This window comes from Rathayibacter sp. Leaf299 (genome assembly GCF_001423055.1).
GTDB lineage: Bacteria > Actinomycetota > Actinomycetes > Actinomycetales > Microbacteriaceae > Rathayibacter > Rathayibacter caricis.
In genome coordinates this window covers 254858-280189 of sequence record NZ_LMNT01000003.1, presented here as the reverse complement: position 1 = coordinate 280189, position 25332 = coordinate 254858, and the positions used below count along the sequence as shown (strand labels likewise).

Below are 25332 nucleotides of genomic sequence, written 5' to 3'. Positions count from 1 at the left end.
AGGATACCGAGCCGCCCCGGCCGCAGGGACCGTTCCCCCTCGATCAGCGAGAGGCTCCTCCCCGGCGGCCGCTGTGCCCGGTCGTCCCCAGATCAGGATCGGCGGCCCTTGGCGGGCGGTGCGTCGGTCGATCCTCGGGGGATGGGATCGGAGACGGGGCGGGTGCAGGAGGAGCGAGGACGACGGGTCGCGGGATACGAGGTCGTGGGCCCGTCGGCGCGCGGGCACCTCGTGCGCGGGCCCGAGGGGGAGGGCCTCGAGGCGCGCCTCTGCTCCGTCGACGACGCCGCCGTCGCCCTGCGGAACGGGGTGGCCCTGCTGCCCGAGCACGGGCACCGCGAGACCCTGGTCGACCTCTGCGTGGACGACGGGGTCGTGGTCCTGCTGACGCGACCGGCGGTCGTGGAGACGCTCGCCCGGGTCCTGGAGCGAGGGCACCGGCTGCCGGCGGGCGCCGCGGTGACCGTCCTCGCTCCGATCGCGCAGGCGCTGCGGGACGCCGCGGACCACGGCGTCGTCCTGTCGATCGGCACCGGATCCGTCGGCCTGACGGCGGAAGGGAGGCCCGTCCTCCTGCTGGGAGAGGCGGGGGCCGAATCCACGCCGGCGTCGGCCTTCCGCGCGGTGCTGCTCGCGGCCGCTCCGGAGTCGAGTCCTCCGGAGGACGCCGATCTCGCTGGACTCGAAGCGCACCTCTACCGCTGGGCGGCGCCCGCTCCTCTCGGAGAGCTGCTCACGGCGCCGGCGGTCCCGGCCGCGTCCGAAGGTCCGGAGCCGGGGCCGACCGGCTCGCCCAGCGCTCGCACGCGCATCGCCGGGATCACCGCGACGTGGCGACTCCGATTGCGGCGTCGCTCCGCGGCGGCCGGAGCCTCAGCACTCGCCCGGCACCGGCGCGTGCACCCGCTCGACGGCTGGAGGAGTCGGGCCGTCGCGATGGCGACCGCGCGTCGCGGTCCGCTGCTCGCTGCGGCAGCGGTCGTCGTAGGTGCTCTCGTCGCCGGACTCGTCGCGGGGAACGAGCAGGACGTCAGCGCGCCGCGCGAGCGAGCCACGTCGGCCGCTCCGACCGGAAATGTCTCAGGGGTCCCGCCCCGACCTCCCTCCGCCGACCTCCCGGCCGCCGAAGCGGCGACCGCGCTGCTCCGGAGCTTCGCGTCCTGCTCCGGAGCGACGGATCGGAGCTGCATCGACAGCCTGAGCGCTGAGGATTCACCGCTGCGCTCGGACGGCGGACCGGATTTCGTGGCGGCACTCGGAACGGTCGACCACGCCGCTCTGACGGACGAGCAAGGGGCGTCCGCTCTCCTCTCGATCGATGCGACGGCCGAGGCGGGGGAGACGACAGCGGCCTCCGTCCTGATCATCAGGACGGAGGCCGGCTGGCTCCTGCGCGAGGTGTTCACCGAGGAGGGCGGCTAGGCCGTCCCCTCAGCGGACGAGTCCGCTCAGATGCCGAGGTCGTTCTCGAACGAGCCCTCCTCGAGGCGCTCCTTGATCGCGACCAGGAAGCGCGCCGCGTCGGCACCGTCGACCGTGCGGTGGTCGTACGAGAGCGCGAGGTACACGGTCGAGCGGATCGCGATGACGTCCTGACCGTCGACCTGCAGCACGGCGGGCTTCTTGGTCACGATGCCGGTCCCGAGGATCGCGGTCTGCGGAAGGAAGACCACCGGGGTGTCGAAGAGCGCGCCGCGCGATCCGGTGTTGGTCAGCGTGAAGGTGCCGCCGGCCAGCTCGTCGGGCTTGAGCTTGTTGTTGCGGGTGCGCTCGGCGAGGTCCCCGATGGTGGAGGCGATCTGCGCGAGGTTCAGGTCGGACGCGTTCTTCAGGACCGGGGTCAGCAGGCCGCGCTCGGTGTCGACCGCGATGCTGATGTTCTCGTGGTCCGGGTAGACGATCGAGTCGCCGTCGAGGGTGGAGTTGATGACCGGGTAGGCCTTCAGCGCCTCGGCGGCCGCCAGCGCGAAGAACGGGAGGAAGGACAGCTTGGCGCCGGTCTTCTCCTGGAAGCTCTTCTTCACCGAGTCGCGGAAGCGGGCGACGTTCGTCACGTCGACCTCGACCACCGAGGTGAGCTGAGCGGTCGACTGCATCGACTCGACGGCGCGCTGGGCGAGGACCTTGCGCAGGCGCGACAGCGACTGCGTCGTTCCGCGCAGCGGCGAGGTCTCGAGCGGGGTGCGAGCGGCCTTCGCCGCGGCGGCGGCGGGAGCCGAGACCGGGGCGGGAGCCGACTTCGCGGCCTCGACGGCGTCGAGCACGTCCTGCTTGCGGATGCGGCCGCCGACACCGGTGCCGGTGAGCGACGCGAGGTCGATGCCGTGCTCGCTCGCGAGCTTGCGCACGAGCGGGGTCACGTAGCCGGGGTTCGAGTCGGTGGGCTCGGGGGTCGCGGCCTGGGCGGGCGCGGCGGCCGCGGGCGCCGGTGCGGGAACGGAGGGAGCCGGTGCGGCGGCCTCGGGGGCGGCGGGCTTCTCGGCGGCGGGGGCCGGCTCGGGCTCGGCGGGGGCCGGAGCCTCCTCCTCGCTGTCGGAGTCGACCGACGGGGTCGCCACGTCGGTGGGCTCGGTCTCGGCGGCTTCGACCTCCGGAGCCTCCTCGGCGGCGGGGGCCTCGGGCTCGGCGGGCGCCGCGGACGCGGAACCGTCGCCGATCCGGACCAGCTCGGCGCCGACCTCGACGGTCTCGTCCTCCTGGACGAGGATCTCCTCGATGACACCGGCGACGGGCGACGGGATCTCGGTGTCGACCTTGTCGGTCGACACCTCGAGCAGGGGCTCGTCGACCTCGACGCGATCCCCGACGTTCTTCAGCCAGCGGGTGACCGTTCCTTCCGTGACACTCTCTCCGAGTGCCGGGAGGCTGACGGATTCGCTCATGATCCTGTCTCCTTAAGACGTGTGCGTACAGTGTTCAGCTTAGTGATGCGGGAGCGGCGGGTCGCCGCCCCGCGGTGGTGCTAGAGGGCGTGCAGGGGCTTCCCGGCCAGCGCGAGATGCGCCTCGCCGAGCGCCTCGTTCTGGGTCGGATGCGCGTGCACGAAGGGTGCGACGTCCTCCGGGTGCGCCTCCCAGTTCACGATGAGCTGGGCCTCGCCGATCAGCTCGCCGACCCGGGCGCCGACCATGTGCACGCCGACGACCGGTCCGTCCACGACGCGGACGACCTTCACCGATCCGCTGGTGCCCAGGATCGTGCTGCGCGCGTTGCCGCCGAGGCCGTAGTCGTACGCGGCGACGCGCTCGGCTCCGTACTCCGCCACGGCGCCCGCCTCGGTCAGCCCGATGGAGGCCACCTCGGGATCGCTGTAGGTCACCTTCGGCACGTTGAGGTCGCTCACGACCTGCGGGGCGAGACCGGCGATCTCCTCGGCGACGAAGATCCCCTGCTGGAAGCTGCGGTGCGCGAGCTGCAGTCCGGGGACGATGTCGCCGACGGCGTAGACGCCCGGGACCGAGGTCCGCAGGCGCTCGTCCGTGACGACGAAGCCGCGATCGAGCGCGACTCCGGCCTCTTCGAGCCCGATGCCGGCCGTGACCGGACCCCGGCCGACGGCGACGAGCAGCAGCTCGCCCTCGACGACGGTGCCGTTCTCGAGCGAGACGCTCACTCCGGTGTCGGACTGGGAGACGGAGGAGACCCGCGAGCCGAGCTCGAACGCGATGCCGCGCTTGCGGAACGCACGCTCGAGCTGTCGGCTCGCGCTCTCGTCCTCGTTCGGCACGAGGTGGGGGAGCGCCTCCACGATGGTGACCTCGGCGCCGAAGGAGCGCCACACGCTCGCGAACTCGACGCCGATGACTCCGCCGCCCAGCACGACGACGCGAGCCGGCACGTGATCGAGCTCGAGCGCCTCGTCGCTGGTGAGGATCCGGCCGCCGATCGTGATGCCCGGGAGCGTCCGCGACGCGGAGCCGGTCGCGACGACGATCGAGCGTCCGTGGAGGACGTGCTCGCCCACCGTCACGGTGCTCGGACCGGAGAGTCGGCCGTCGCCCTCGACCACGGTGATGCCCCGCGAGGAGATGAGGCTCTGCAGTCCCTTGTACTTGCCGGCGACGACGCCGCGGCGGTACTCCGTCACCTGCTCGACGTCGATGCCGTCGAAACTTGCGCGGACGCCGTACTTCTGCGCGTCCTTGGCGCCGTCCGCCAGCTCCGCGGCGTGCAGGAGGGCCTTGGTGGGGACGCAGCCCCGGTGGAGGCAGGTGCCGCCGAGCTTGTCGCGCTCGACGAGAGCGACGTTCATCCCCAGCTGAGTGGCCCGCAGCGCCGCGGCGTACCCGCCGCTGCCCCCGCCGAGCACGACCAGGTCGTAGCTCTCTTCCGACACCCGGTGACTCCCTTGCGACGTGCGATCCCCGGTCGCTCCGTACCGGTCGCGACGCGGAGCGCAGCGCGGGAGGAGGAGGGGACGAGGCGGGATCTCCCGCCCCGTCGACCCTACTACGCGCTCGCGAAGCCCTCGGCCAGCGCGACGAGCGCCCGCACGGAGACCCCGGTCGGCCCGGCGCCCGTGAAGCCGTAGGCGCTGCCCGAGTTGTTCGCCGGACCGGCGATGTCGAGGTGGGCCCACGGGATCGTGGTGGCGTCTTCGCCCTCGCCGCGCGTGCCGACGAACTCGCGGAGGAAGTGCCCGGCGATGAGCATGCCCCCGGCGGTGCTGCCGATCTTCACGTTGGCGAGGTCGGCGACGTCGGAGTTGAGCAGTGGCCGCAGCTCCGGCGGGAACGGCATCTGCCAGAACGGCTCGCCCGCAGCGGTGGCCGTGCCGATCACGCGGGCCACCAGCTCGTCGTCGCCCATCACTCCCGTGTAGCGGTTGCCGAGGGCGACCATCGCCGCACCCGTGAGGGTGGCGACGTCGATGATCGCGTCGGGCTGCTCCTCGCTCGCGGCGACGATGCCGTCGGCGAGCACGAGGCGTCCCTCCGCGTCGGTGTTCAGGACCTCGACGGTCGTGCCGCCGCGGATGGTCAGCACGTCGTTGGGGCGGATCGCGCTGCCCGAGGGCAGGTTCTCGGCGATGCAGAGCCAGGCCGTCACCCGCACGGGCAGGGCCAGCTCGGCGACGGCGCGGGCGACCGCCCAGACGGTCGCCGCACCGGTCATGTCGTACTTCATCCCGACCATCGACGCCGGCGGCTTGAGCGAGAGTCCGCCGCTGTCGAACGTGATGCCCTTGCCCACGAGCGCGAGGTGGGCGGTCGCCCCCTCGGGCGAGTAGGCGACCTTGACCAGGCGCGGGGGCCGGGTCGATCCGCTGCCGACCCCGAGGATCCCGCCGAAGCCGTCCTCGGCCAGGGCCGCCTCGTCCCAGACGGTGACCTCGAGGGGCAGGCCGGCCGCTCCGTCCTGCACCGCCTCGGCGAGGGTCTGCGGGTAGAGGTGCGACGGAGGGGTGTTGACGAGGTCCTTGACGGCGGCGACCGCGCGGCCCAGCACGAGGGCGCGCTCGAGGAGCGCCGGGTCCGACTCGGCATCGGTCGTGACGACCACCACGGACTCGACCGGTGTCTTCACCGTCTCGGCCGTGGTGCCGCGGAAGGCCGAGAAGGAGTAGGCGCCGAGCGCGGCTCCCTCGGCGACGGCGGCGAGTGCCTCCGGCGTGCTCGTGGGAAGGGCGAGGGCCACGGAGGCGGTCCCCGCGAGGGTGCGCACGGCGAGGCCGGCGGCGGTGCGCAGGACCGTGGGGGAGGGGTCGTCCGAGCCGAGGCCGACCAGCACGAGGACGCCCGCGGGACCGGCCGACGGGACCCGGAGGACCGACTCGACGGATCCGGTCGCACCCAGCGACGGAAGGGCCCTGACCACGTCCTCGAAGCCGTCCGCGCCGACGATCCGGGGGCCGTCCGGCCCCGGAGCGACGCCGAGGACGAGGGCGTCGGTGTCGATGTCGGAGGCGGGCGCGGTCGTGTACTCGAGAGAGGAGAGGGGCATGGCGGCCATGCTAGGCCGTGTTCCCGAGCACTGTTCGCTCAGGGCTCAGCGCCGCTCGCCGGCCCCTGCTGGGCGCCGTCTACAGTGGAAGGCATGCTGGATCCGGAAGACCTGTTCGAGATCGAGGGCGACCTCGCCGACGTGCCGCGCGGGCTCCACCTCGTCGCCGGACTGACCGGCTTCACCGACGCCGGGGGCGCCGTCGGCCAGCTGAACGAGTACCTCCTCGACACGCTCCAGCACCGGGCGATCGTGGCGTTCGACCAGGATCAGCTCCTCGACTACCGCGCGCGGCGCCCCATCATCACGTTCGACCAGGACCACCTGACCGACTACCGCCCGGCGACGCTGCGCCTCTCGCTCGCACATGACGAGCTGCACCAGCCGTTCCTCCTCCTCACCGGTTTCGAGCCCGACTTCCAGTGGGAGCGGTTCACCCGCGCGGTGGTCGGCCTCATCGACCGCCTCGAGGTCGCCGGGACCACCTGGGTGCACGCGATCCCGATGCCCGTGCCGCACACGCGGCCGGTGGGCGTCACCGTCAGCGGCAACCGCGAGGACCTCGTCGAGGCGATGTCGGTCTGGCGCCCGCACACGCAGATCCCCTCGAACGTCCTGCACCTGCTCGAGTACCGCCTCTACGAGCTCGGGATGCCCGCCGTCGGCTTCGCACTGCTCATCCCGCACTACCTCTCGGACACCGAGTACCCGCAGGCCGCCGTGGCCGCGCTCGAGAGCATCTCGGCGTCGACCGGCCTCATCTTCCCGACCGACCGGCTGCGCGAGAGCGGGCGGGAGTTCCTCGCGAAGGTCGACGAGCAGGTGGGCGGCAACGACGAGCTGCAGAAGCTGGTCGCGGCGCTGGAGTCCCGTCACGACACCTACATGGAGGGCACGAGCCTCCGTTCGCCCCTGACGGACGAGGACGGAGCGGTTCCGAGTGCGGACGCGCTGGCCGCGGAGCTCGAGAAGTTCCTGGCCATCCGCCGCCCGGGCGACGAGGCCTCGGGCGCCTAGCCCTGCCCCCCGGTGGGGGCGCGCGGGCTTGATAGGCTCGGGCGAGTGCGATCTCGTCGAGCGTGGTTCGTCTTCGGAGCCGGTGCCTTCGCCTACCTGGTGGCGGTCCTCGACCGCACCACGCTGGGCGTCGCAGGGGTCGACGCGGCTGAGCGCTTCGACATCACCGCCGCGGTGCTGTCCTCGCTCGCCGTCGTCCAGCTGATCGTCTACGCGGGGATGCAGATCCCCGTCGGCATCCTGATCGACCGGTACGGGCCTCGGACGCTCATCCTCTCGGGCACGGCGCTCATGATGGTCGGCCAGGTGGTGCTGGCACTCGCCCCGTCGATCGGAGTCGCGATCGTCGGCCGGATCCTGGTCGGCGCGGGCGACGCCGCGATCTTCACGTCCGTCATCCGCCTCACCGTCGCCTGGTTCAGCGGTCCGATCGTGCCCCAGCTGTCGCAGTGGATCGGGAACATCGGCCAGGTGGGCCAGATCCTCTCCGCCCTCCCGTTCGCGGCGGTCCTGCACTCGGCGGGATGGACGCCCGCCTTCCTCTCGGCGGCGGGCCTGGGTGCGGTCGCCTTCCTCGGCGTGCTCCTCCTCGTCAGCGATCTTCCGCCCCGGACCGAGCCGATCGTCCTGACACCGCCGACGCTGCGGGCGACGATCGCGCAGCTCGGGGTGAGCCTGCGGAGGCCGGGGACCCAGCTCGGCTTCTGGTCGCACTTCGTGACGCAGTCCTCCGGGACGGTCTTCACCCTCCTCTGGGGATACCCCTTCCTCGTCTACGCCATCGGCCTGCCGCCCGCGGTCGCGGCCCCGACGCTGACCATCGTGGTGATCGCCGGCATCGTGGTGGGGCCGATCCTGGGCGTGCTCACGGCGCGGCATCCGATGCGCCGGAGCAACCTGGTGCTGGGGATCGTCTCGACCATGGCGCTCGCCTGGACCGTCGTGCTGCTCTGGCCGGGAGTGCCGCCGTACTGGCTCGTCGTGCTCCTCCTGGTCGTGATCGGCGCGGGCGGGCCCGGATCGATGATCGGCTTCGACTTCGCCCGCACCTTCAACCCGTCGCGGAGTCTCGGTGCCGCGAACGGAGTCGTGAACGTCGGCGGGTTCCTGGCGAGCTTCACGATGATGTTCGCCATCGGGCTCATCCTGGACGCGCTCGCCGGGCCCGGAGCGGACTCCGCCTCGCTGTACTCCCTGGAGAGCTTCCGTCTCGCGTGGTGCGTGCAGTACGTCGTGGTCGGGCTCGGCGTGCTCGGTCTGATCAGCGCCCGTCGGCGCACCCGCCGTCGCCTGGCGGAGGACGAGGGAATAACGGTGGCCCCTCTCTGGGTTGCATTGAATGACCGTCTGCGCCGAGGACGATCCGGCCGCTGACGAAGCGCGCCGGCCCTTCCTCCGGCGGGGATCGCGGGTCGACGGGATCGGCGCCGGCGGCTCGCGGCCGATCGATCCGGGCCTTCCACGGCTCCGCGCGCGACCGCACTACTCAGGCGTGCAATAATTGTCAATAGGACCCGTTCGGGTCGAGGAGCACCAGGCCCACGTCGGGCGTGCGACGTCCTCGACTTGACATGGGTCCTCGTAATGCCCACCGACGGACGGCGCTCTCCGGAGCCGCCCGCGACCGGGACGCAACGGATGGAGAGGTGCCGCCATGGCCACCAGAGCTACCAAGACCGCAACGCTCGACGCCGTCGACGACGACGTGACGACGACCAAGAAGCCCGCAGCACGCAAGCCCGCCGCGGCGAAGGCCCCGCGCAAGACCGCGGCGACGAAGGCCGCCGCCCCCGCTGAGGACGAGGAGCCGACCGAGGCCGTCGAGCCCGAGGAGGCCGACGACGACGACACCGAGGTGGTCGTCGTCGAGGACACCGAGACCGAGGCCAAGGACGACGCCGAGACCCCCGACGCTCCCGTCGCACCGGTCGCCGCACCGGAGGCACCGCTGCCCAGCGGTGCGCTGGTGCTCTCGTTCGGCGGAGACGACGACGAGGTCCCCGTCTACTCGACGGCGATCACCGGAGCGACCGCCGACCCGGTCAAGGACTACCTCAAGCAGATCGGCAAGGTCGCGCTCCTGAACGCGGCCGAGGAGGTCGAGCTCGCGATGCGCATCGAGGCGGGTCTCTTCGCCGAGGACAAGCTGGCGAACTCGACCGACCTCAGCCCCGAGCTCGTCCGCGAGCTGCGCTGGGTCGCGAAGGACGGACAGCGCGCGAAGAGCCACCTGCTCGGAGCGAACCTCCGCCTGGTGGTCAGCCTCGCGAAGCGCTACACCGGCCGCGGCATGCAGTTCCTGGACCTGATCCAGGAGGGCAACCTCGGTCTGATCCGCGCCGTCGAGAAGTTCGACTACACCAAGGGCTTCAAGTTCTCGACCTACGCGACGTGGTGGATCCGCCAGGCGATCACCCGCGCGATGGCCGACCAGGCCCGTACCATCCGCATCCCGGTGCACATGGTCGAGGTCATCAACAAGCTGGCCCGCGTGCAGCGTCAGATGCTCCAGGACCTGGGTCGCGAGCCCACGCCCGAGGAGCTGTCGCGCGAGCTCGACATGACCCCCGAGAAGGTCATCGAGGTGCAGAAGTACGGCCGCGAGCCGATCTCGCTGCACACGCCCCTGGGCGAGGACGGCGACAGCGAGTTCGGCGACCTCATCGAGGACACCGAGGCCGTCGTCCCCGCCGACGCCGTGGGCTTCACGATGCTGCAGAAGCAGCTCGAGTCGCTCCTGGACTCCCTCTCCGAGCGCGAGGCGGGCGTGATCCGCATGCGCTTCGGCCTCGGCGACGGGATGCCCAAGACCCTCGACCAGATCGGCGACACCTTCGGCGTGACGCGCGAGCGCATCCGCCAGATCGAGTCCAAGACGATGGCGAAGCTGCGCCACCCGTCCCGGTCGCAGTCGCTCCGCGACTACCTCGAGTAGACCGGTGATCCGCTACGCGCCGGCGGTCCTCCTCGGGAGGGCCGCCCGGTTCGCGGCGCGCGTCCGGAAGCCCGGCGGGGGATCCGCCGTGCCCGGACTCGTCGTGAACCGCGTCGCGCCCGGATTCCTGCCCGCGGTCCTCGACGGGTTCCCGGAGGGACTCGTCGTGGTCAGCGGTTCCGCCGGCAAGTCCACGACGACGAAGATGCTGGTCGCCGTCCTGCGCGCCCACGGGCTGCGCGTCTTCACGAACCCCTCGACCGCCAACATCGCGCAGGGGCTCACCTCCGCTCTGCTCGAGCGGACGGACCTGCGGGGCCGGATCGACGCGGACATCGCCGTCCTCGAGATGGACGAGGGTCACGGCGCCCGCCTCGCTCCGCGCATGCGCCCCCGCGTGGTCGCCCTCACCAACGTGGTCGTCGATCAGATCGACCGCTTCTTCGACCCCGCGATGGTCGCCCGGATGCTCGCCACCATCTCCGAGCGCGCCACCGGTCACGTGATCCTCAACGCCGACGATCGGCATGTCGCCGCCCTCGCCGCGGCCCTGCCGGACGAGCGCGTGCGCTGGTACGGCGTCTCCGCGGACGTCCGCGGCGAGGCTCCCGGCGGGCTGGGATACGCGGCCGAGGCCGAGTCCGGCACGGATCGCGCCACGACCGTCGTCTCGGCGACGAGCGGAGCGGCCGCCTCGATCGACAGCGACGGCGAGCGACTCGACGTCCGACTCCCGGCGCGCGGAGTGCACTACGCCGTCGACGCCGCGGCCGCCGTCTCCGCCGCCCGCGCGGTGCTCGGGGAGCGCTTCATCGCGGCCACCGCGTCCACCGCACTGTCGTCGATCGACCCCGTGTTCGGACGGGGGGAGGTCGTCGTCGTGCGCGGACAGGAGGTCGAGTTCGTCCTGGTGCAGAACCCGGCGAGCTACCGACTGAACATCGCGGAGATCCCGTCGGGGACCGAGCAGATCATGCTCGCTATCGGCTCCGACGTGCGCGATCCGTCCTACTTCTGGCCGGTGGACACCTCCGGACTCGGCCGCGTCAGCGCCGTCTCGGGGTCCAAGGCCCACGAGGCGGCGCTGCACCTGCAGTACGACGGCGTCGAGATCGACTCCGTCGACGACGATCTCGGACGCGCGCTCGACCGCTTCCTCGCGCTGCCCGCGCCCTCCGTGGGCCGGAAGACGATCGTGTTCTCAGCCGATTCGATGCGCCGCACGCGGGCCCACCTCCAGCTCACCTCCAACCGCGAGGAGACCTCGTGACCGTCCTGCGGATCGGCGTGCTCGCCCCCGACGTCCTCGACAGCAACGGGGACGCCGCGAACGCGCGCGTGCTCGTCGCCCGTGCACGCTGGGCGGGGCTGGAGGCCGAGCTGGTCGGCCTGCACCACCGCGACGACTTCCGCGAGCGGCCGGACGTCCTGGTGGCCGGCACCGGCGCGGATCAGGATCTCCCGGGAGTGCTCGACGTTCTCCGCGACGTCGACGCCACCGTCCGCGGCTGGGCCGACTCCGGAACCGAGTTCGTCGCGATCGGCGCGGGCTGGGAGCTCCTCGCCGAGTCCTTCAGCACGCTGGAAGGTGTCGTGAGCGGGATCGGGGTCTTCCCGGGCCGGAGCGTTCCCGCTGCGGAGCGGGTGACCGACGACCTCGTCCTCGACAGCGCCTCCGGGGTGCTCGTCGGGTTCGAGAACCACGTCCGGCGCTTCGAGGGCATCGATCCGGGCTCGGTGCTCGGGCGGGTGCTGCACGGAGTGGGCGACGGGAACGGCGTCGAGGGGTACCTCGCCGGATCGCTGCTCGGCAGCCATCTGCACGGGCCCCTGCTCGCGAAGAACCCGGTCCTGGCGGACAGGATCCTCCACCGGGTCGCGGAGCGGCACGGCCTCGACTACGAGGCTGACGACCCGCGGCTGCGTCAGGCAGACGACACAGCACGAGCCGCCCGCGAGGTCATCGCGAAGCGGCTCGGTGTCGGACGGTAGGACGCGCTCAGCGCCCTGACGGCCGATCGGGGGCGGATGCCCGGACGATCAGGGGCGCTGCTCCTCGAAGAGCCGCGCGGACTCGTCGTGCCAGCTCTGAGCGATGCTGGAGAGCTTCTCCTGGTACTTCTTGCCGTGGTGCGCGCAGAACAGCAGTTCTCCGTTGTTCACGACGACGCGGATGTACGCCTGGGCGCCGCAGCTGTCGCAGCGGTCGGCGGCGGAGAGCTGGTGGGCACCCGCGAGCTCGTCCACGCCATTAGGGGTTGCGGTGGTCGACATGACTTGGCCTCCTGCACTCGGTCTTCGATCTCTGCTTGATGGAACCCATCCAAGCACGCGATTGTTTCCGCGCAGAGACGATCGAGGGGCATTTCGCTCTGCGCGTAGGGGCGCCCGAGCACTGGCGCTCGGCCCCTCGGAGTGCCGCGTCGCGTCGGGGCGGGACGACCCCGCGAAAGTAAACTGGAGGAATGGCCTCCACCGACTACTCCGCCCGTCACCTCTCCGTGCTGGAGGGCCTCGAGGCGGTCCGGAAGCGGCCGGGCATGTACATCGGCTCGACCGATTCGCGCGGCCTCATGCACTGCCTGTGGGAGATCATCGACAACTCCGTCGACGAGGCCCTGGGCGGGCACGGAAGCGAGATCAGCGTCGTGCTGCACGCCGACGACAGCGTCGAGGTGCGCGACCGCGCGCGGGGCATCCCGGTCGACATCGAGCCCAAGACGGGGCTGTCCGGCGTCGAGGTCGTGTTCACGAAGCTCCACGCGGGCGGCAAGTTCGGCTCCGGCTCCTATGCGGCGTCCGGCGGCCTGCACGGCGTCGGCGCGTCCGTCGTCAACGCGCTGTCCGAGCGACTCGACGTCGAGGTCGACCGCAACGGCCGTACCTACCGGATGTCCTTCCACCGCGGCGAGCCCGGGCGGTTCGCCGATGCGGGGGAGCCGACTCCGGACGCCCCGTTCACGCCCTTCGAGAACGGCTCGGAGCTGACCGTCGTCGGCAAGGTGGCGAAGGGCGTCACCGGCACGCGTGTGCGCTACTGGGCCGATCGGCAGATCTTCACCAAGGGCGCCGCGTTCCAGACGGAGGACCTGGTGACCCGGGCGCGGCAGACGGCGTTCCTGGTGCCGGGGCTCACGATCGACATCGTCGACGACCGCGCCGAGGAGCGGCGCGCCGAGATGTTCCGCTACGACGGCGGCATCTCGGAGTTCGTCGAGTTCCTCGCCCCCGATTCCGCGGTGACCGACGTGCTCCGGCTCACGGGCACCGGCACCTTCACCGAGAGCGTCCCCGTGCTCACCCCCGGCGGTGCGATGGTCTCGACCGAGGTCGAGCGCACCTGCGAGGTCGACATCGCGCTGCGCTGGGGAACGGGCTACGAGACGGTGATGCGCAGCTTCGTCAACATCATCGCCACTCCCAAGGGCGGCACGCACCAGACCGGCTTCGAGCAGGGACTGCTGAAGCTGCTCCGCTCGCAGGTCGAGGCGAACGCCCGCCGACTCAAGGCGGGCTCCGACAAGGTCGAGAAGGACGACGTCCTGGCCGGCCTGACCGCGGTGCTGACCGTACGCCTGCCCGAGCCGCAGTTCGAGGGGCAGACGAAGGAGATCCTCGGGACGCCGGCCGTGCGCGCGATCGTCGCCCAGACGGTCGGATCGACGCTGGGCGCGGTGTTCTCCTCGTCCAAGCGCGAGGACAAGACGCAGATGTCGCAGCTGCTCGAGAAGGTCGTCGCCGAGATGAAGTCGCGCATCTCGGCCCGCGCGCACAAGGAGACGCAGCGCCGCAAGAACGCGCTGGAGTCCTCCTCGCTTCCCGCGAAGCTCGTCGACTGCCGCAGCAACGACGTCGAGAACAGCGAGCTGTTCATCGTCGAGGGCGACTCGGCGCTCGGCACGGCCAAACTGGCCCGCAACAGCGAGTACCAGGCGCTGCTGCCCATCCGCGGCAAGATCCTCAACGTGCAGAAGGCCAGCGTCGCCGACATGCTCTCGAACACGGAGTGCGCGTCCATGATCCAGGTCATCGGAGCCGGCTCGGGCCGCTCCTTCGACCTCTCGGTCGCGCGCTACGGGAAGATCATCCTGATGAGCGACGCCGATGTCGACGGCGCCCACATCCGGACCCTGCTGCTGACGCTCTTCTTCCGCTACATGCGTCCGCTCGTGGAGGCGGGGCGCGTGTTCGCCGCCGTGCCCCCGCTGCACCGGGTGGTCGTCATGAACGCGGGCAAGAAGCCGAACGAGACGATCTACACCTACTCCGAGAAGGAGCTGCAGGGCGTCCTGGCCGGTCTCGCCAAGGCCGGACGCCGGTTCCAGGACCCCATCCAGCGCTACAAGGGCCTCGGGGAGATGGACGCGGACCAGCTCGCGACCACCACGATGGATCGGGCGCGCCGGACGCTGCGACGCGTCCGCGTCTCGGACGCCGAGAACGCGGGCCGCGTCTTCGAGCTGCTGATGGGCAACGAGGTCGCGCCGCGGAAGGACTTCATCGTCCGGGGGTCCGAGACGCTCTCGCGAGACCGCATCGACGTCTGACCCGCGCAGGGGCCGCCCTTCGAGAGGGCAGCGCCCCGGTTCGGGCGAGCCCACACGTCAGAGCAGCTCGGGGGCCGCGCCGATCGTCGCGATCGGGACGGCGACGGGCACACCCGAGCCGTCGCGCTTCATCCCGGACTCGGGCAGCGCGGCGACCGAGCCGTCGGCCTCGAGGGCGTGGGCGGGGCCGGGGCCGACCCAGGCGACTCCGAGCGCCGTCTCGCCCTTGAGGAAGCGCTGCGCGCGCACACCGCCCGTCGCGCGGCCCTTCGGCGGGAACTCCGAGAACGGCGAGACCTTCGCGCTGCCGGCGTCGGTGCCGGTCAGCGCCCAGCTGTCGACGGCGACGGTCGCGACGACGGCGTCCTCGCGATCGTCCGCCGAGACGACCGAGAAGTGCACCACCTCGTCCGTCTCGCCGAGCTTCACGCCCGCCATGCCCGCCGCGGTCCGGCCCTGGGGGCGCACAGCGGAGGCGGAGAAGCGCAGCAACTGGGCCTCGCCGGTGACGAAGACGAGCTCGTCGTCGTCGGCGGCGGGTGCCGCTCCGACCACCGCGTCCTTCGGACGGAGTGCGATGAGCTCGACGTCGGGCCGGTTCTGCAGCTCGGCGACCGAGACGCGCTTGACGACTCCCTGGAGGGTTCCGAGGGCGATAGGCCGGGTGTCGTCGAGCGCGACGAGGGCGAGGACGCGCTCGTTCTTGGCCAGGCCGGTCAGGTAGTCGGCCATCCGGACGCCCGCTCCGAGCTGCACGGACGACGACGGGACGGACGGGACGTCGACGGGGGAGAAGCGCAGGAGGCGTCCGGCGGACGTGACGGCGCCGATCTCGCTCCGGCTGGTCGTGTCGAGGGTGCTCAGCACGGCGTCGTGCTTGCTGCGGCGCGTCGCGCGGACGGGCTGCGCGGCCGCCTCCGGATCGCGGTCGACGCGGACCATGCGGCCCGTGGTGCTGAGGTGGATGCGGCACGGGACGTCGGCGATCTCGAGTACGGCCGCGGTCTTGCGACCGGTCGTCGCGACGGACGGCCGCGCCTCGGTCAGCAGGGTGCGGCGGGGGGTGCCGAGGCGCTGGGCGACGTCGTCGAGCTCGTCCGAGACGAGCGCCTCGATCCGGGCGCGGCTGCCCAGGAGCTCTTCGAGCTCGGCGATCTCGGCGAGAAGGGTGTCGCGCTCGGTCTCGAGTTCGATGCGCGAGAACTTCGTCAGACGGCGCAACTGGAGCTCGAGGATGTAGTCGGCCTGGATCGTGCTGAGATCGAACACCTCGATGAGGCGCGCCCGCGCGGCCGCGGTGTCGTCGCTGCCGCGGATGAGCTGGATGACCTCGTCGATGTCGAGGATCGCGACGAGGAGTCCCTCCACGAGGTGCAGCCGCTCCTGACGCTTGCGGAGGCGGTACCGCGAGCGTCGCGTCACGACCGTCACGCGGTGGCCGACGTAGACCTGCAGGAGCTCCTTGAGCCCGAGGGTGCGGGGCTGGCCGTCGACGAGCGCGACGTTGTTGATCGCGAACGCGTCCTCCAGCGGGGTGTAGCGGTAGAGCTGCTCGAGCACCGCCTCCGGGCTGAAGCCGGTCTTGATCCCGATGACGAGTCGGAGTCCGTTGTCGCGGTCGGTGAGGTCGGTGACGTCGGCGATGCCGCTCAGCTTCTTGTTCTGGACGCCGTCCTTGATCTTGTCGATGACCTTCTCGGCGCCGACGAGGTACGGGAGCTCCGTCACCACGAGCCCGGACTTGCGGGCGGTGATGCTCTCGACCGAGACGCGGGCGCGGGTCTTGAAGCTGCCCCGCCCGGTGGCGTAGGCGTCCCGCACACCCGCGAGACCGACGATGGTACCCCCGCTCGGGAAGTCGGGACCGGGCACGAAGGACATCAGATCCTCGAGCGAGGCATCGGGGTGCGCGATGAGGTGCCGCGCCGCGCCGATGACCTCGATGAGGTTGTGCGGGGCCATGTTCGTGGCCATGCCGACCGCGATGCCGCTCGCACCGTTGACCAGGAGGTTCGGGAACGCGGCCGGCAGCACCTCCGGCTGCTGGTGCGAGTTGTCGTAATTGGGGACGAAGTCGACGACGTCCTCGCCGAGGTGCTCCGTCATCGCCAGGGCGGCGGGAGCGAGACGCGCCTCGGTGTAGCGGGCGGCCGCCGGACCGTCGTCGAGGGAGCCGAAGTTGCCGTGCCCGTCGACCAGCGGGACCCGGAGGGTGAACGGCTGCGCGAGGCGCACGAGGGAGTCGTAGATCGAGGCGTCGCCGTGCGGGTGCAGCTTGCCCATCACCTCGCCGGTCACGCGGGCCGACTTCACGTGGCCGTGATCGGGACGCAGACCCATCTCGCTCATCATGTAGAGGATCCGGCGCTGCACGGGCTTCAGACCGTCGCGAGCATCGGGAAGGGCGCGCGAGTAGATGACCGAGTAGGCGTACTCGAGGAACGAGCCCTCCATCTCGGTGGAGACGTCGACGTCCTCGATGCGCTCGACCAGCGAGGAGTGCGCGGGCTGGGAGGGGGTTGCGGCGTTCATGACTCACTTCGACGGCGGACGCGGGCGCGGCACCGGAGCGGCACCTCTCGCGCTCCGAGGGCGGTGCGCCCACCTCCGCAGACGAGCGGACGGGGCGACGACCGGGATCACGGGGGTGTCGGGCGGACCCCGGTGACGCCGACCCGCACGGGCCTCGGCCCCGCGGGGCTCGCCGGACGCGAGGAGCACTGTGCGAAACTGAGCGCGATGACCCACATGCTACCCGCCGCCCCCCTCGGGCGGCGGAGCCTCGCCGACGTCCTCCCCGGTGCCCTCGACGCGGTGCTCGGTGTGCCGGGCGTGTTCGGCGCCCCGAGGGTCGACCGCGTCGTCGTCGTCCTGGTGGACGGGCTGGGGGCGTCGAGCCTGAAGCAGCGTGCCGGCCACGCCCGCACCCTCGCGCCCGCGCTGACGCGCGCGACGACCATCCCCTCCGGGTTCCCGACGACCACCGCCGCAGCACTCGCCAGTCTCACGACGGGGACGCGGCCCGGAGAGCACGGCATGGTGGGGTACCGGGTGCTCGACCGCTCGGCCGACCGCCTCGTCAACCAGCTCTCGGGGTGGGACGCGGGCATGGTCCCGGAGCTGTGGCAGCCGCGTCCGACGGTTTTCGAGCGGGCGACCGCGGAGCACGTCGCCGCGAGCGTCATCGGCCCGTCGCGGTACGCCAGGTCGGGCCTGACCCGCGCGATCCTCCGCGGGGCCGAGTACCGGTCGGCCGGCAGCATCGCCGAGCGCTTCGCGGCCGCGCGCGATCTGCTCGACGGCGGTGGGCGCCGCCTCGTCTACCTGTACGTGCCTGAGCTCGACATGACCGCGCACGCCCGCGGCTGGGAGTCGCCGGAGTGGACCGCCGCCCTCGAGCTCCTCGACGGCGAGGTCTCGTCGTTCGTCCGCGGCCTGGGGCCGCGCGAGGCCGCGCTGCTCACGGCCGATCACGGCGTCCTCGACGTCCCCGCCTCCTCCCACGTCCTCGTCGGAGGACCGCTTCTGGAGGGGGTGCGCTACCTCGCCGGCGAGCCCCGCTGCCTCCAGCTGCACCTGGAGGCGGACGCCGATCTCAGGGCCGTGCTCGAGCGCTGGCGGGCTGCCGAGGGCGACAGAGCGTGGATCGCCTCCCGCGACGAGGTCGCCGCCAGCGGCTGGTTCGGCGAGGTCGGCCCCGCCGCCGCCGACCGGATGGGCGACGTGTTCGTCGCAGCCCGGAAGGCGATCGCCTACTACGACGCCGAGGACGCCTCCGGCCGCTCCATGATCGGCCAGCACGGCTCGCTCACCCCCGAGGAGACCCAGGTGCCGCTGATCGGCTTCGGAGCCCTCGCGGGCGTCTGACGGGATCCGGCGAGCCGCGCCTCAGTCCTCGCTGCGGGCTCCGAAGACGATCTCGTCCCAGCTCGGCATCGACGCCCGACCCCGGCGGAAGCCGCCGCGGGCGCTCGACGGGGCCTGCTCCTTGGCCGGAGCGGGAGCGGCGGCGGGCGGTGCCGGGCGCTCGGGCTCGGGGGCCTTCTCGACGACCGGCGCCTCCTGCACGGGCTCCTCGCGCACGCGCAGCGACGATGCGTGATCGCGCTCGCCCCGACGACGCCGCAGCGCATCGAGCAGATCGGCGGTGTCGCTGAGGTTCCGCTCACGCTGCTCGGTCGTGGTCGACACGCGGGGGAGGGTCGACACCACGCGGGGCGTCTCGGCGAGGGCCGGCTGCGGCTCCGTGTCGGAGGGGCGGACAGCGGTCGGCCGCGCATGCGGCAGGGCCGACGGGCGTCCGGTCGCGGGGTGCTCGCCGCGGGAGCTCCTCGAGGAGTCGCCCGATCGGGAGAAGGCGTCGGTGTCGAAGCGCGTCGCGAGCTCGTCCACGGCGGCAGGGATGACGGCGCGCAGGCGGGGGATGAGGGTCGGCCGGATCTCACCCTGCTGGGAGAGGGTCGTGGCCTCGGGCGTCAGCGGAGAGAGCAGCGCCTTCCGCGGGTCGAAGCGCCAGCGCGCGTCGTGGTCGATCTCGTCCGAGCGGAACAGGAGCTTGACGACCCAGCCGTCCTCCTCCTTCCAGCTCGACCACTGCTCGCCCTCGGCGCCCAGGGAGGCGAGGCGCTCCCGGATGACGTCGCCGAACGGCGTGCCCTCCTCGAGGGGATCCGGGTCGGCGCTCGTGTAGACGCGCACGGAGAGTGCGGAGGCGACGACGTGCTCGCGCTCGGCGGTCACGGGGCCCTCGAAGCGCTGCACGTGCTCGAGCGAAGCGCCGGTGAGCTCGGCGACCTCCTCGGGGGAGAGCCCCGAGCGGATGTGGGCCTGGATCTCGCGGGGCGAGACGCGCGTCTCGCGCGGCGGCAGGGAGTGCACGCGCGGGCGGAGCTGGCTCTGCAGCGTCTCGTCGATCCGCACCGAGAACCGTTCGCCTCCGTCGGAGACGAGGACGAGCGATCCGCTCTCGACGCCGATCACCTTCAGTTCCATCATCGTGCGGGACCTCCTTCTGGACGCGAACGGGGCAAGGATGACACGGGTTGCGCCCGATGCCCGGGAATACCGCGGGCGGGTCGAAAGTTGGGCCGGACGAGGGCGCTGACAGGCGGTGTCAACCACGGATCCATTTGGTTTGCGAATCGATACGTCTTGATGCACACTGTCCCCGCCGATTTGTTGAACAGCTGAATATAAGAAGTGGATGGGAATGGCTACGGACTACGACGCCCCCCGCAAGACCGATGACGACTCCGAGTCGATCGAGGCCCTGAAGGAGCGAGTCCCCGACAAGATGTCCGGAGTCGTCGACGTCGATGACGCCGACAACCCGGGCGGATTCGAACTGCCCGGAGCCGATCTCTCCGACCTCGATCTGGACGTCGTGGTCCTTCCGCCCCAGGCGGACGAATTCACGTGCGTGAGCTGCTTCCTCGTGAAGCACCGCTCTCAGATCGACCACGAGGAGAAGCTGGGACCGATCTGCCTGGAGTGCGCCGCTTAGGCCTCTCCACGCTCCGAAGGACGACCTCTCCGTCGCCGTGATCCCCGGATCGCGGCGACGATGTCGTTCGGGCGGCGACTCGACAGCAGCCAGTACGGCGTCGGGTCCTCAGGGTCCTCGATCGGCACCCGCACCACGTCGCGCACCCACCCGCGGATCACGAGGTACGCCCGCGCGTCCAGCCGCGGCCCCCGCTCCGCGAACGCCTGCTGCCCCGCGTGGGTCGTCGGCTCGCCCACGAGCTCCAGCGGGATGTGCGCCCGCCCGGCCCGGAGCTCCCCGTCGACGACCTCGATCACGGGCGAGAGCGCGAGCAGGGCGCCGATCGTCCCTCCGTACAGCACGAGTGCGACGACGACGCCGACGACCGGATCGATCGGCGCGAAGACCAGGATGCTGGCGGGGATCACGAGGGCTGTGGAGACGAAGAGCCACGGCGCGGGCCAGAGCCTCTCCCGGTAGGACTGCATGTCCCTATTGCACCAGACAACTGGTCTACCCTCGTCACGTGAACGAATCCGTCGACGTCCCGATCCGCGCGGACAGCATCCCCGGCTACGCGCACCCCGGAGACGCCGGAGCAGATCTGCGAGCGAGCGAGGACGTGGTCCTCGCCCCCGGTCGGCGGGCCAGCGTCGGCACCGGAGTGGCCATCGCCCTCCCCGACGGCCACGTCGGCTTCGTCGTCCCGCGCAGCGGGCTGGCCTTCAAGCACGGCATCACCATCGTCAACGCCCCCGGCACCATCGACGCCGGCTACCGGGGCGAGATCCGCGTCGCGCTCCTCAACACCGATGCGGAGCAGGCCTACCGCGTCTCGGCGGGCGACCGGATCGCGCAGCTCGTGATCGTCCCCGTCGTCCGCGCGCGCTTCACCCCGGTCGACGAGCTGCCCGACTCCGTCCGCGGACTCGGCGGCTTCGGATCGACCGGCTACGACGCCTCCACGACCAGCACTCCGAAGGAGAACGCATGAGCGACATCCAGGCAGCGACCGGCTCGGACGCGCCCGCCGAGACCGTCGAGCAGGACTTCGAGAAGTCCGCTCCCGAGGATCGCGCGGAGGCGGGGCCCCTCGACGAGCGCGAGGCCAACCCGGTCCGTCCCTACATCGACCTCGGCGGAGTGAAGGTGCTCCCGCGCGAGGGCATGCACATCCGCCTCGAGGTCGAGGAGGGGACGAAGCGGGTCATCGCCGTCGGCCTCGACTACGCCGGCTCGACCCTGCAGGTGCAGCCGTTCGCCGCACCGCGCTCGTCCGGACTGTGGCACGAGATCCGCGGTCAGATCGCCGACCAGGTCGCCAAGCAGGGCGGTCGCACCGCCGAGCGGGAGGGCGTCTTCGGACCCGAGCTCGTCGCGCAGCTCCCGATCGCAGGAGGGGAGTCGCGCGTCGCCCGCTTCGTCGGCGTCGACGGTCCCCGCTGGTTCCTGCGCGGAGTGATCGCCGGCGCGGGTGCGGTGAACCAGGAGGCGGCCGCCGCGGTTGAGGACCTGTTCCGCAGCATCGTCGTCGTCCGCGGCTCCGGCCCCATGCCTCCCCGCGACCTGATCCCGCTCAAGGTCCCCACCGGCGGGCAGACCCAGCAGAGCGCGAGCTGACCCGCATGGAGCAGAGCCCGTCCGAGCAGCGGCCGGGGGAGCCCGAGGCTCCCCGACCCGAGGTGGGCGAGGCGATCGCGCAGGCGGCGCGGCGCTCGGCCCTCGGCGCCGTCGCCGACGGCGAGCCGTTCGACGGCCGCGCGCTGCTGCGCTCGATGGGCGGGGTGCGCGGGATCCTCGAGGCCGTCGTGCCCGGAGTCGCCTTCGTCCTCCTCTTCACGATCACCGGCGAGCTCGTGCTCTCGCTCGTCGCGTCGGTCGGCCTGGCGGTCGCCTTCACCGTCGCCAGGATCCTCGGTCGGACACCCGTGATCCAGGCCGTGGGCGGACTGCTCGGCGTCGTCGTGTCGGCGGTGCTCGCGCTGGTCACCGGACGCGCGGTCGACAACTTCGTGCCGGGGCTGATCACCAACCTGGTCTACGGCGCGGTCTTCCTGGTGTCCGTGCTCGTGCGGTGGCCGCTGATCGGAGTGGCCGCCGGCTACCTGATGGGCGAGGGCACCGCGTGGCGGGACGACAAGCGCAAGCGCCGCCTCTTCGCCGCGCTGACGCTCGCCTGGGCCGGACTGTTCCTGCTCCGCCTCGCGGTGCAGTACCCGCTGTTCCTCGCCGAGGACACGACCGCGCTCGGCACCTGGAAGCTCGTGCTCGGCCTTCCGCTCTACGCGCCGCTGCTCGTGCTCACTGTGCTCGCCGTGCGCGCCGAGTACCGCGGCGCTCGGGAGCGCGCGGACGAGGGAACCGCCGCGCCGCGTGCGTGACGGCCGCGTCGTGCACGTAGAATTGTCTCGACGTCGAGATAAATAGCTCCCGTTCGCCGCGCGCTCCGATGCGCCGTGCAGCGGGTGCGACGACGCACCGGTGTTAGGTCCTCCTTGGTGGAGGCCGCTCTGCGCGGTCGCCAAGATGGACTCGGATATGTGGGTCCGCCCGTCGGCGGGATCCACGTCAGCGAAGGAGAGGGCGACGTGTCCGCGGTAGACAGCTTTGGATCGAAAGACACCCTGAAGGTCGGTCAGACCGACTACGAGGTGTTCCGCATCGACCGGGTCCCCGGTCACGAGAAGCTCCCGTTCAGCCTCAAGGTGCTGCTCGAGAACCTCCTCCGCACGGAGGACGGCGCCAACATCACCGCCGACCACATCCGCGCCCTCGGCGAGTGGGTCCCGGAGTCGGAGCCCGACACCGAGATCCAGTTCACGCCGGCGCGCGTGGTCATGCAGGACTTCACCGGCGTGCCCTGCATCGTCGACCTCGCCACCATGCGCGAGGCCGTCGCGGCCCTCGGCGGCGACCCGGACAAGATCAACCCGCTCGCTCCGGCCGAGATGGTCATCGACCACTCCGTCATCGCCGACCTGTTCGGCACCGAGGACGCCCTCGAGCGCAACGTCGAGCTCGAGTACGAGCGCAACGGCGAGCGGTACCAGTTCCTCCGCTGGGGCCAGACCGCCTTCGACGACTTCAAGGTCGTCCCGCCCGGAACCGGCATCGTCCACCAGGTCAACATCGAGTACCTCGCTCGGGTCACCATGACCCGTGAGATCGGCGGAGTCCTGCGCGCCTACCCCGACACCTGCGTCGGCACCGACTCGCACACCACCATGGTCAACGGCCTCGGCGTGCTGGGCTGGGGCGTCGGCGGCATCGAGGCCGAGGCGGCCATGCTCGGCCAGCCCGTCTCGATGCTCATCCCGAAGGTCGTCGGCTTCAAGCTGTCGGGCGCGATCCCCACGGGCGTGACTGCGACCGACGTCGTGCTCACGATCACCGAGATGCTGCGCAAGCACGGCGTCGTCGGCAAGTTCGTCGAGTTCTACGGAGCCGGCGTCGCCGAGGTCCCCCTCGCGAACCGCGCGACCATCGGCAACATGAGCCCCGAGTTCGGCTCGACCGCCGCGACGTTCCCGATCGACGACGTGACCCTCGACTACCTGCGTCTCACCGGCCGCAGCGACGAGCAGATCGCCCTCGTGGAGCAGTACTCGAAGCTGCAGAAGCTCTGGCACGACGCCGACGTGGAGCCCGTCTTCAGCGAGTACCTCGAGCTCGACCTCAGCACCGTCGTCCCGTCGATCGCCGGCCCGAAGCGCCCCCAGGACCGCATCGAGCTGACCTCGGCCAAGACGCAGTTCGAGTCGGACCTCAACAACTACGCCGACGTCTCGCACGACATCGTCGACCTGACGATCGCGGAGTCGTTCCCCGCGTCGGATCCGGGCGAGCTCCAGCCGCAGGACGCGCACAGCTCGCACGAGCACGTGCACCGCTCGCACGCTCCGAGCACGGCGTCCAAGCCCACCACCGTGGAGCTGGGCGACCGCGGAGAGACCTTCACGATCGACCACGGCGCCGTCGCGATCGCCGCGATCACGTCGTGCACCAACACGTCGAACCCCTCCGTGATGCTGGCCGCGGGCCTGCTCGCCCGGAACGCCGCGCAGAAGGGCCTCAAGGCCAAGCCGTGGGTCAAGACGACCCTCGCGCCCGGCTCGAAGGTCGTCACCGACTACTACGAGAAGGCCGGCCTGACCGAGTCGCTCGAGGCGCTCGGCTTCTACACCGTCGGCTACGGCTGCACGACCTGCATCGGCAACTCCGGTCCGCTGCTCGAGGAGATCTCGGCCGCGGTCCAGGACAACGACCTCGCCGTGACCGCGGTGCTCTCGGGCAACCGCAACTTCGAGGGCCGCATCAACCCCGACGTCAAGATGAACTACCTGGCGAGCCCGCCGCTGGTCATCGCGTACGCCCTCGCCGGGTCGATGAACTTCGACTTCGAGGTCGACGCGCTGGGCACCGACGCCGACGGCAACGACGTGTTCCTCAAGGACATCTGGCCCGACGCCGCCGAGGTGCAGGCGACGATCGACTCGTCGATCGACAAGTCGATGTTCGACACGCAGTACAGCGGCGTGTTCGACGGCGACGAGCGCTGGCGCTCGCTCCAGACCCCCGAGGGCGCGACCTTCGAGTGGGACCAGGAGTCGACCTACGTGCGGAAGCCCCCGTACTTCGACGGCATGACGATGGAGACGACTCCGGTCACCGACATCGCCTCGGCCCGCGTGCTCGCGAAGCTCGGCGACTCCGTCACGACGGACCACATCAGCCCCGCGGGCTCGATCAAGGCCGACAGCCCCGCCGGCCAGTACCTGGCCGAGCACAACGTCGACCGGAAGGACTACAACTCCTACGGATCGCGTCGCGGCAACCACGAGGTCATGATCCGCGGCACGTTCGCGAACATCCGACTGAAGAACCAGCTGCTGGACGGCGTGGAGGGCGGCTACACCCGCGACTTCACGCAGCCCGACGCTCCGCAGTCGTTCATCTACGACGCGTCGCAGAACTACCAGGCCGAGGGCACGCCGCTCGTCATCCTGGGCGGCAAGGAGTACGGCTCCGGATCCTCGCGCGACTGGGCGGCGAAGGGCACGAGCCTCCTGGGCGTCAAGGCGGTCATCGTCGAGAGCTTCGAGCGGATCCACCGCTCGAACCTGATCGGCATGGGCGTCATCCCGCTGCAGTTCCCGGCCGGCGAGACCTGGGCCTCGCTCGGGCTGGACGGCACCGAGTCGATCAGCATCTCGGGCATCGAGGCGCTGAACGAGGGCGTCACGCCCAAGACGGTGCACGTCGTCGCCGAGCCGACCGCCCACTCGTCCGAGGGCAAGCAGACGATCGAGTTCGACGCGGTCGTCCGCATCGACACCCCCGGCGAGGCCGACTACTACCGCAACGGCGGGATCCTGCAGTACGTCCTCCGCTCGCTCGTCTAGCGC

20 protein-coding genes are annotated in these 25332 nt (G+C 71.4%); 13 read left to right on the top strand and 7 right to left on the bottom strand.

The window, feature by feature from the left end; genetic code table 11:
* Positions 1-141: 141 nt before the first annotated feature.
* Positions 142-1422, top strand: a complete 1281-nt coding sequence (locus ASF48_RS12910) for a hypothetical protein (RefSeq protein ID WP_055792306.1) — start codon at positions 142-144, stop codon at positions 1420-1422.
* Positions 1423-1448: 26 nt separating this feature from the next.
* On the opposite strand, the gene sucB is transcribed toward ASF48_RS12910, so the two are convergent.
* The 3 genes from sucB to ASF48_RS12895 all read right to left on the bottom strand — a co-directional run bounded on the left by sucB (position 1449) and on the right by ASF48_RS12895 (position 5943).
* A complete protein-coding gene (gene sucB, locus ASF48_RS12905; protein WP_055792304.1) occupies positions 1449-2882 on the bottom strand; it encodes a 2-oxoglutarate dehydrogenase, E2 component, dihydrolipoamide succinyltransferase in 1434 nt (477 codons plus the stop codon).
* 80 nt (positions 2883-2962) lie between these two features.
* Complete coding sequence (lpdA, locus tag ASF48_RS12900; RefSeq protein ID WP_055792301.1) at positions 2963-4336, bottom strand: dihydrolipoyl dehydrogenase; 1374 nt, start codon at positions 4334-4336, stop codon at positions 2963-2965.
* Between the two features lie 113 nt (positions 4337-4449).
* Positions 4450-5943, bottom strand: coding sequence for a leucyl aminopeptidase (locus ASF48_RS12895; RefSeq protein ID WP_055793142.1), 1494 nt, complete (start codon positions 5941-5943; stop codon positions 4450-4452).
* Between the two features lie 93 nt (positions 5944-6036).
* Here ASF48_RS12895 and ASF48_RS12890 point away from each other — a divergent pair, with 93 nt between their 5' ends.
* The 5 genes from ASF48_RS12890 (at position 6037) to ASF48_RS12870 (ending at position 11887) form a co-directional block, all read left to right on the top strand.
* Positions 6037-6960 carry a proteasome assembly chaperone family protein gene (locus tag ASF48_RS12890; protein ID WP_055792297.1) on the top strand — a complete coding sequence of 308 codons (924 nt, stop codon included), beginning with the start codon at positions 6037-6039 and terminating at the stop codon, positions 6958-6960.
* A gap of 45 nt (positions 6961-7005) precedes the next feature.
* Positions 7006-8334 carry an MFS transporter gene (locus ASF48_RS12885; RefSeq protein WP_055792294.1) on the top strand — a complete coding sequence of 443 codons (1329 nt, stop codon included), beginning with the start codon at positions 7006-7008 and terminating at the stop codon, positions 8332-8334.
* 280 nt (positions 8335-8614) lie between these two features.
* Positions 8615-9895, top strand: a complete 1281-nt coding sequence (locus tag ASF48_RS12880; RefSeq protein ID WP_055792292.1) for an RNA polymerase sigma factor — start codon at positions 8615-8617, stop codon at positions 9893-9895.
* A 4-nt stretch (positions 9896-9899) separates the two neighbouring features.
* Positions 9900-11165: a Mur ligase family protein gene (locus ASF48_RS12875; protein WP_055792290.1), complete on the top strand. Its 1266-nt coding sequence runs from the start codon at positions 9900-9902 to the stop codon at positions 11163-11165.
* Positions 11162-11887, top strand: a complete 726-nt coding sequence (locus tag ASF48_RS12870; protein ID WP_055792287.1) for a type 1 glutamine amidotransferase — start codon at positions 11162-11164, stop codon at positions 11885-11887. The genes ASF48_RS12875 and ASF48_RS12870 overlap by 4 nt, the downstream gene beginning before the upstream one ends.
* A gap of 48 nt (positions 11888-11935) precedes the next feature.
* Here the strand turns inward: ASF48_RS12870 and ASF48_RS12865 are convergent, their stop codons facing one another.
* Positions 11936-12169, bottom strand: a complete 234-nt coding sequence (locus ASF48_RS12865; protein ID WP_055792284.1) for a DUF7455 domain-containing protein — start codon at positions 12167-12169, stop codon at positions 11936-11938.
* Positions 12170-12360: 191 nt separating this feature from the next.
* On the opposite strand from ASF48_RS12865, the gene ASF48_RS12860 reads away from it, so the two are divergent.
* Complete coding sequence (locus tag ASF48_RS12860) at positions 12361-14442, top strand: DNA gyrase/topoisomerase IV subunit B (RefSeq protein WP_055792282.1); 2082 nt, start codon at positions 12361-12363, stop codon at positions 14440-14442.
* A gap of 57 nt (positions 14443-14499) precedes the next feature.
* Here the strand turns inward: ASF48_RS12860 and ASF48_RS12855 are convergent, their stop codons facing one another.
* Positions 14500-16974, bottom strand: coding sequence for a DNA gyrase/topoisomerase IV subunit A (locus ASF48_RS12855; RefSeq protein WP_055792278.1), 2475 nt, complete (start codon positions 16972-16974; stop codon positions 14500-14502).
* A gap of 207 nt (positions 16975-17181) precedes the next feature.
* On the opposite strand from ASF48_RS12855, the gene ASF48_RS12850 reads away from it, so the two are divergent.
* Entirely contained in the window at positions 17182-18309 is a 1128-nt protein-coding gene (locus ASF48_RS12850; protein ID WP_055792275.1) for an alkaline phosphatase family protein, read from the top strand.
* Between the two features lie 21 nt (positions 18310-18330).
* On the opposite strand, the gene sepH is transcribed toward ASF48_RS12850, so the two are convergent.
* On the bottom strand, positions 18331-19437 hold the full coding sequence (gene sepH / locus ASF48_RS12845) for a septation protein SepH (protein ID WP_055792272.1): 1107 nt from the start codon (positions 19435-19437) through the stop codon (positions 18331-18333).
* Between the two features lie 214 nt (positions 19438-19651).
* Here sepH and ASF48_RS12840 point away from each other — a divergent pair, with 214 nt between their 5' ends.
* The gene (locus ASF48_RS12840) at positions 19652-19945 is read left to right on the top strand and encodes a DUF4193 domain-containing protein (RefSeq protein ID WP_055792269.1); all 294 of its coding nucleotides are present in this window, start codon (positions 19652-19654) and stop codon (positions 19943-19945) included.
* Here ASF48_RS12840 and ASF48_RS12835 read toward each other — a convergent pair.
* Entirely contained in the window at positions 19942-20415 is a 474-nt protein-coding gene (locus tag ASF48_RS12835) for a DUF3093 domain-containing protein (protein ID WP_055792266.1), read from the bottom strand. The two genes, ASF48_RS12840 and ASF48_RS12835, sit on opposite strands and share 4 nt — an antisense overlap.
* Positions 20416-20453: 38 nt before the next feature.
* Between ASF48_RS12835 and dut the strand changes: the two genes are divergently transcribed.
* From dut to acnA, 4 genes are all read left to right on the top strand, one after another.
* Positions 20454-20921: a dUTP diphosphatase gene (gene dut / locus ASF48_RS12830; RefSeq protein ID WP_055792263.1), complete on the top strand. Its 468-nt coding sequence runs from the start codon at positions 20454-20456 to the stop codon at positions 20919-20921.
* Positions 20918-21547, top strand: coding sequence for a DUF3710 domain-containing protein (locus tag ASF48_RS12825; protein ID WP_055792260.1), 630 nt, complete (start codon positions 20918-20920; stop codon positions 21545-21547). The genes dut and ASF48_RS12825 overlap by 4 nt, the downstream gene beginning before the upstream one ends.
* Positions 21548-21552: 5 nt before the next feature.
* Positions 21553-22308 carry a DUF3159 domain-containing protein gene (locus ASF48_RS12820; protein WP_055792257.1) on the top strand — a complete coding sequence of 252 codons (756 nt, stop codon included), beginning with the start codon at positions 21553-21555 and terminating at the stop codon, positions 22306-22308.
* A gap of 207 nt (positions 22309-22515) precedes the next feature.
* The gene (gene acnA / locus ASF48_RS12815) at positions 22516-25329 is read left to right on the top strand and encodes an aconitate hydratase AcnA (RefSeq protein ID WP_055793139.1); all 2814 of its coding nucleotides are present in this window, start codon (positions 22516-22518) and stop codon (positions 25327-25329) included.
* Positions 25330-25332: the final 3 nt, after the last annotated feature.

Coding starts and splice junctions, on each gene's coding strand:
- ASF48_RS12910 (WP_055792306.1), top strand. CDS start 142: ATGGGATCGGAGACGGGGCGGGTGCAGGAGGAGCGAGGACGACGGGTC.
- sucB (WP_055792304.1), bottom strand. CDS start 2,882: ATGAGCGAATCCGTCAGCCTCCCGGCACTCGGAGAGAGTGTCACGGAA.
- ASF48_RS12895 (WP_055793142.1), bottom strand. CDS start 5,943: ATGCCCCTCTCCTCTCTCGAGTACACGACCGCGCCCGCCTCCGACATC.
- ASF48_RS12890 (WP_055792297.1), top strand. CDS start 6,037: ATGCTGGATCCGGAAGACCTGTTCGAGATCGAGGGCGACCTCGCCGAC.
- ASF48_RS12880 (WP_055792292.1), top strand. CDS start 8,615: ATGGCCACCAGAGCTACCAAGACCGCAACGCTCGACGCCGTCGACGAC.
- ASF48_RS12865 (WP_055792284.1), bottom strand. CDS start 12,169: ATGTCGACCACCGCAACCCCTAATGGCGTGGACGAGCTCGCGGGTGCC.
- ASF48_RS12860 (WP_055792282.1), top strand. CDS start 12,361: ATGGCCTCCACCGACTACTCCGCCCGTCACCTCTCCGTGCTGGAGGGC.
- ASF48_RS12855 (WP_055792278.1), bottom strand. CDS start 16,974: ATGAACGCCGCAACCCCCTCCCAGCCCGCGCACTCCTCGCTGGTCGAG.
- ASF48_RS12850 (WP_055792275.1), top strand. CDS start 17,182: ATGACCCACATGCTACCCGCCGCCCCCCTCGGGCGGCGGAGCCTCGCC.
- sepH (WP_055792272.1), bottom strand. CDS start 19,437: ATGATGGAACTGAAGGTGATCGGCGTCGAGAGCGGATCGCTCGTCCTC.
- ASF48_RS12840 (WP_055792269.1), top strand. CDS start 19,652: ATGGCTACGGACTACGACGCCCCCCGCAAGACCGATGACGACTCCGAG.
- ASF48_RS12835 (WP_055792266.1), bottom strand. CDS start 20,415: ATGCAGTCCTACCGGGAGAGGCTCTGGCCCGCGCCGTGGCTCTTCGTC.
- ASF48_RS12825 (WP_055792260.1), top strand. CDS start 20,918: ATGAGCGACATCCAGGCAGCGACCGGCTCGGACGCGCCCGCCGAGACC.
- ASF48_RS12820 (WP_055792257.1), top strand. CDS start 21,553: ATGGAGCAGAGCCCGTCCGAGCAGCGGCCGGGGGAGCCCGAGGCTCCC.